The sequence below is a fragment of the Nocardia sp. NPDC060220 genome, from assembly GCF_042727815.1.
GTDB lineage: Bacteria > Actinomycetota > Actinomycetes > Mycobacteriales > Mycobacteriaceae > Nocardia.
Map to the genome: position 1 here is coordinate 1 of NZ_JBHWZY010000532.1, position 4,887 is coordinate 4,887.

A 4,887-nucleotide genomic window follows, 5' to 3' on the forward strand; every position below is an offset into this window, starting at 1 on the left:
CGCTGTGGATGTTCCATCGTCGCCGAGATATTGCTCATGACGAAGCCGTCGTATTTCTTGGTGTCGCGCAACGGGTATCGGCTGTAGATGCCGGTGCCGCCACCACCCGACTGCGCCGGTTCCAGATAGAAGTAGGGCAGTCGTTCTTCGAGTCCGGCCACACGCAGACCCGTGATCGAGTCGACGGTCAACTCCTCGACGGTGAGCACGTCGACGTTGTTCTCCCGCACCGCACCGACCACGGCGACCGGATCGGCCTGGCCGAACAGGATGTTCGACTGCATCACCACCAGTTCCGGCCCATCGGCGGCCCTGACCTCCGGAATGTAGGACGGCACCACCAACCACGCGGCCCCGGCCAGCACCAGTGCCGCCGCCCCCGAGCTGCGCCAGCCTCGGGCGAGCAGCAACAGCACCAGTCCCACGACCGCGCCGAGCATCAACCACATCGCCCCCGACGCCAACAGCACCATCGACTTCTGGCGCCAGTCCACGACATGCAACACGATCCCGGCCACCGCCGCGACCACCGCGCCCCACCCCAGGACGAGCAACGCTCGTTCCGCCCATTTACGCATCATGAGGTCACCCTAAGCGGCGCCGCTTTCAGGTCTCTTGCGGTGGTCTTGGGAACTCCGCGAGGACCTACACTGGCCGCCGGAAGGGAGGTGACCGTGTACATCGAAGAGTTCTCCGCCGCGGGTCCACTCACCGAGCGGGCCGTCGAGGAGCTGATGACCGTCGCGAACAAGTACACCTCGGCGATCACCCTGACCGTCGGTGAGCGCACCGTGCAGCTCCCGGTTCTCCCGGTCTGCTGGGACGAGCTGCGCGTCGGCGCGGGCACCGCGATCACGGTCGAAGCCGACCGCGGCTACCGACCGGCCGACCTCGAGGACCGCACCGCGCTGACCGACTTCGTCTCGACCTTTCAGCGCGCGACCGGTAGGCCCTAGAGCGGCAGACCCGCCTCGATCCAGTTGTAGGCCTGGATCTTTCGGGACTCGGGATCGTTGACCACCTGGTTGATGAGGTCGTTGATCTGATCGGTGGACAGGGGGTAGCCGTAGTGTTCGGCCGCGCCCGCCGACGCCCACAGCGAGGCGAACAGACCGGGCCCGCCGAGAAGGTGGGACAGCACGGTGGCGACCTCGTCGACGGTCTCGATGACCCCGTGGACCAGAGCGATCGCGATGTCCTCGTCGCCGGGCGGCATGCCGGGGGCCAGCGCACCGGATTCGACGGCGCGCTGGGCCAGCCACGCACGCGGGACCAGTGGGCTCGGGCCGATGGCGTCGCCGAGGTAGTAGCGCCATTCGCCCGGGTTGCCCTGGTCGAAGGCGTGGATGTAGAAGGTGCGGGTGAGCGCCCACAGGGCGATGTAGCGCAGGGCCAGCTGTTCGGGACCGAGCAGCGCGTCGGGGCCCTCGGCGCGGTCACGCTCCAGCAGGTTCCAGGCGAAGCGGAACCAGACCTGTTCGGAATTGCCGACCCAGGTGGCGGGCAGGCGGTCGGCCAACGCGGCCAGATCGCCGACCGGGCCGTCGATACCGCTGTCGCCGGAGGCTTCCACGCGCAGGTTGTCGACATAGCCGCGCAGGGCGTCGACAGAGGTGAACACCGCGTAGCCCAGCTGGGCGAAGCGGGTGAGGTCGGCATTGGACGGCTCGAGCACGAGCACCACCGGCATGCCGACGCCCGGCTGCAGGCCCTCTGGCCAAAAGGCTTCGGCGACAGCGAGTTCGCGGCCGGTGACCGGGTCGGAGACCTCACTGTCGAGCAGCGGGAAGCCGAAGCCGTCGGCGACGAGGTCGTCGACGAGCGCGTTGACCTGGTCCACCGCGGGATCGCCGATGGTCACTCCGGCGACACCCACCGTCAGCAGGGTCGGGCGGTGCAGCTTGCCGGTGCGCAGCTTTTCGAGGAACGCATCCGCCGAGGCGGAGAGCATCTTGCGGCGGGCCCGCAGGAACTCACGGTAGTTCTCCACCCGCCACAGCGACGGATCGGTCGGAATCCACTGCGAGGCGAGCACACCCGGGTTGCGGCGTTCCATCTCGGCGAAGTAGTCGGCGGGCTCACGCTCGCCGAGCTCGGCCTCGGAGCCGGGGCTGAGGAAGCAGAAATTGGCGATCGCGTTGATCTCGTTGCGTTCGTAACCGGCGTCGCGCAGCAGGGTTTTCGGGAACAGGTAGTGCACCTGCACCGGCGTGCGCTCACCGAACTGCTCGATGCCGAGTTCGGAGCCGGTGCCGAGATCGCGGGAACCGTCGACGCGGGTGAGCATGTACAGCAGCGGATAGAACCGGGAACCGCGAGTGGCACCGGCGAAGTCGTCGGCGCACAGGTCGAGCGAGCCGCCGCGCAGCCGTTCCAGCGAGCCGATCAGCGCGTTGATGCCGCCGCGTTCGAGCGTGTCGTAGTCCTGTTGCAGGAACGTCTCGGTGGAGCCGCTGAACCGGCCCCAGAGCGCGGAATGCACGTACCAGTACAGCACCCGGTCGCGGTGCAGGTCGTCGTCGAAGCGGCCGCCGTTGAGGAACAGCAGGCGGGTGATCACGGGAATCGCGTAGCGCCCCATCAGGACTCGGTCGTGATCGAGGCCGAGCCGGCCCGCCACCGTGTCGAGGAAGGTGTCCACCTGTTTCGTGGTGGCCACCAGGGCCTGCTCGAATTCCGCGGGTGCCAGATCGCCGAGCGCGTCGAAGTGCGCGCGGCCGTTGCCGACGGCGATCACGTTGCGCAGCAACCAGTCCAGGGTGAAGGTGTAGCCGTCTTTGTCCCAGCGGATCAGGTGGTCGCGCAGGTTGCCGCGGGCCTGCGGCCACTGCGCGCACAGAGTGGCCAGCGCGAGGTCGCCCTTGGACAGTTTGGTGCCGCCGGAGTTGACCCGGTTGAAGATGTCGACCACCTCGTCGACCGTGCGATCCGATCCGGTGATGGTCTCGACGTTGAACTCGCGGTTGGCGACCTCGCGAACCTTGTTCAGCCGATCGAGATAGAGGGCAAGGGTTTCCGGCGACTCGTCCGGGAACCTGGCCAGATAGTGCATCGGGCCCTGGGCGAACAATTCGGTGATGTCGATCCAGGCCGGTGCGGTATCGCGGCCGGGCACCTGGAATTCGAAGAGCTCCCGCTCGACATCGAAATGCAGACCGGTGAAAGCGATCTCGTCGCCTTCGAAGAACGACGGCGCTGTCCCGCGCATGATCCCGTACAGCGTGGTGATGCGCTGCTGACCGTCGAGCAGCAACTGGCGCAGCCCCGAGCCGGTCGTCGACCCGCGTACCGCGATCTCCTCGGACCCGGTCTCCCACACCAGCAACCCACCGACCGGATACCCGAGATACAGCGACCGCATGAGTCCACGCACCTGGTCGCGGTTCCACACGTAGCCGCGCTGGAATTCGGGCAGCAGCACAGCACCGGAGTCGATCTGGTCGAGCAGGGTGGACAGACGTGTCACGGCAGCCTTTCGATCGAGATCCGGTGGCAGACAAGCGCCCCATCGTTGCACGAATCGTACCGACACATCCCGACATGCCAGCGGCCGAACGGAACTGGCGTGATCACTCCATCCCGGACACCGCTGCCCGGAAGGCGTCCGAAGCGTAGAACGGCGCCAGCCTGCGACGCAGCACGGTGTCGAGATAACCGCGCTCGTCGAGTGTTTCGAGGACCGGCGGGCCGAAACGCAGCGCCTCCTCGAGCATCTCCGCGCGCCCTACGCCCAGCTCAGCCAGCAATTCGGCAAGGGGGGTGTCGCCGTACTTGTCGAAGACGTGGTCCACGCCCTCGTCGAGCAGGGCGCGGAAGTAGTCGGTATCGCGGAAGGTGCGCCAGAATTCGAAGACGAGCACGACGATGTCTTCGACATCGGTGGCCGAGACCAGATCACGGAACGAGCCGACGGCGACGCCGGTGTGTTTGCGCCAGGTCTCGCGGGCGCTGTCGAGCAACACTTCGTCGGCGTCACTACTGTTGCCGCGCAACACGAATCGCGCACCGGTGCGGGTGAGCCTGCCGACACCCTGCTCGATCGCGGGCATCGCGGGTTCGGCCAGCCGCGACAGCGCACCGCGCAGCGTCCGGGCCAGGCCACCGCCTTCGGGGTGTAAACCGTCGTCGACCGCGGTGACCACCGCGCGCTGGACCGCCTCGACGCACGCGTCGACGGTCACCGGGCTGTTGAGCACCAGCCGCACCAGCCGGTGGGTGAGATCCAGATCGGCTACGCCGTCGACCAGTTCGTCGAAGCGGCGGCTGTCGACGAGCTCACCGACCTCGATCTCGTCGTTGGCGCGATGGTTGTACAGGCGGGTGGCGATCTCACCGACGAGTTCGGGAATAGCGCCCTCGACGGGAACCTGCACGGCGAACTTGTGCGCGACCGCCTTGATCTGCTCACGGGTCACCGCCTGCGCGAGGGTCAGTTCCGCGGCCTCGTCGAGCGCGCCGTCGATCTCCTCGGTGACGAACTCGAGGAAGCCGGCGGGCTCGCGCAACTGCTGCTTGGTGAACGCCACGTGTGCGTCGAGCACCCGCATGGCCAGGTCGACGTGCCCGCCACGCCCCGCGTTCATCTCACCCATACCGCTCAGATTGGCACAGTCCGCGACGCGATGTGAAAGGGGCGTTCGCATTGGTTGCCGACCGACTCGACACGCCGGTTTTCCACGGTATACGCCGCCCACATCGCAGTGTGACAAACCGCAAGGCGCGGTTTGCTGGCGAGTATGGCATACTGGGTTGCTGAGACTGGGCTGATCGCAAGTGATCGCCATGGCTCACCTACGGAAAAGACTTTTAAAACATGACTCAAGGCACCGTCAAGTGGTTCAACGGCGAAAAGGGCTTCGGCTTCATCGCCCAAGACGGAGGCGGCCC

General features: G+C 66.8%; 5 protein-coding genes. 2 read left to right on the top strand and 3 right to left on the bottom strand.

All coding sequences use genetic code 11. The annotated features are described in order from the left end of the window. A partial coding sequence (locus ACFWF3_RS24330; protein WP_379315430.1) for an endonuclease/exonuclease/phosphatase family protein occupies positions 1 to 581 on the bottom strand: 581 nt, incomplete at its 3' end. 93 nt (positions 582 to 674) lie between these two features. Between ACFWF3_RS24330 and ACFWF3_RS24335 the strand changes: the two genes are divergently transcribed. Then, entirely contained in the window at positions 675 to 956 is a 282-nt protein-coding gene (locus ACFWF3_RS24335) for a hypothetical protein (RefSeq protein WP_378663632.1), read from the top strand. Here ACFWF3_RS24335 and ACFWF3_RS24340 read toward each other — a convergent pair. Both ACFWF3_RS24340 and ACFWF3_RS24345 read right to left on the bottom strand, forming a co-directional pair. Next, on the bottom strand, positions 953 to 3,466 hold the full coding sequence (locus ACFWF3_RS24340; protein WP_379315432.1) for a DUF262 domain-containing protein: 2,514 nt from the start codon (positions 3,464 to 3,466) through the stop codon (positions 953 to 955). The two genes, ACFWF3_RS24335 and ACFWF3_RS24340, sit on opposite strands and share 4 nt — an antisense overlap. 103 nt (positions 3,467 to 3,569) lie before the next feature. Then, positions 3,570 to 4,592 (bottom strand): hypothetical protein, encoded by a 1,023-nt coding sequence (locus tag ACFWF3_RS24345; protein ID WP_379315434.1) that lies wholly within the window; start codon positions 4,590 to 4,592, stop codon positions 3,570 to 3,572. A gap of 221 nt (positions 4,593 to 4,813) precedes the next feature. On the opposite strand from ACFWF3_RS24345, the gene ACFWF3_RS24350 reads away from it, so the two are divergent. Beyond that, on the top strand, positions 4,814 to 4,887 hold a 74-nt coding region (locus ACFWF3_RS24350; RefSeq protein WP_379315436.1), incomplete at its 3' end, for a cold-shock protein.

What these genes read in the sequence shown, in the direction of transcription:
- ACFWF3_RS24345 (WP_379315434.1), bottom strand. Translation starts at nt 4,592, where the DNA reads ATGGGTGAGATGAACGCGGGGCGTGGCGGGCACGTCGACCTGGCCATG.